This is a genomic window from Duganella rhizosphaerae (assembly GCF_040364205.1).
GTDB lineage: Bacteria > Pseudomonadota > Gammaproteobacteria > Burkholderiales > Burkholderiaceae_D > Rugamonas > Rugamonas rhizosphaerae.
This window is the reverse complement of sequence record NZ_BPWK01000079.1, coordinates 1-497: the sequence shown is the minus strand read 5'-3', so window position 1 is coordinate 497 and position 497 is coordinate 1. Positions and strand designations below refer to the sequence as shown.

1 pseudogene is annotated in these 497 nt (G+C 69.0%); it reads left to right on the top strand.

Going from position 1 to position 497, the window contains the following annotated elements:
• Positions 1-497: pseudogene (locus RUGAMON1_RS32680) on the top strand (heme utilization protein); the annotation flags it as partial.

The following is a 497-nucleotide window of genomic DNA, read 5'->3' as shown; positions in this document are numbered from 1 at the left end:
TGTCGGGCCTGACCACCGCCAACGTCGCCGTGCTGCGCAGTTCGCAGCTGGCCGGCCTGGCCACGGCGCAGGTTGCCGCGCTGTCGACCAACCAGATCGCCGCGCTGAGCACCGCCGCCGTATCCGGTTTGACCACCAACCAGATCGTCGCGCTGACCACCGCACAGGCAAGCTCGCTGAGCACCGCGCAAGTGGCCGGTCTGACGACCGCCGCCATCGCCGCGCTGGAAACGGCCGACTTCGCCGCACTGAAATCCGACGCGATTGCCGCCCTGAGCGCCAATCAGGTCAAGGCACTGACGACCGATCAAGTGGTGGCGCTGACCACCGCCGAAGCTGCCGCGCTGAGCACCGCGCAAGTGGCTGCCCTGTCGAGCAACGCGATTGCCGCGCTGGAAACGGCTGATCTGTCGGCCATCAAGACGGCCGCCATCGCCGCCCTGAGCTCCGCCCAGGTCGCCGCGCTGACCACCGCCCAGGTCAACAACCTGGCCACC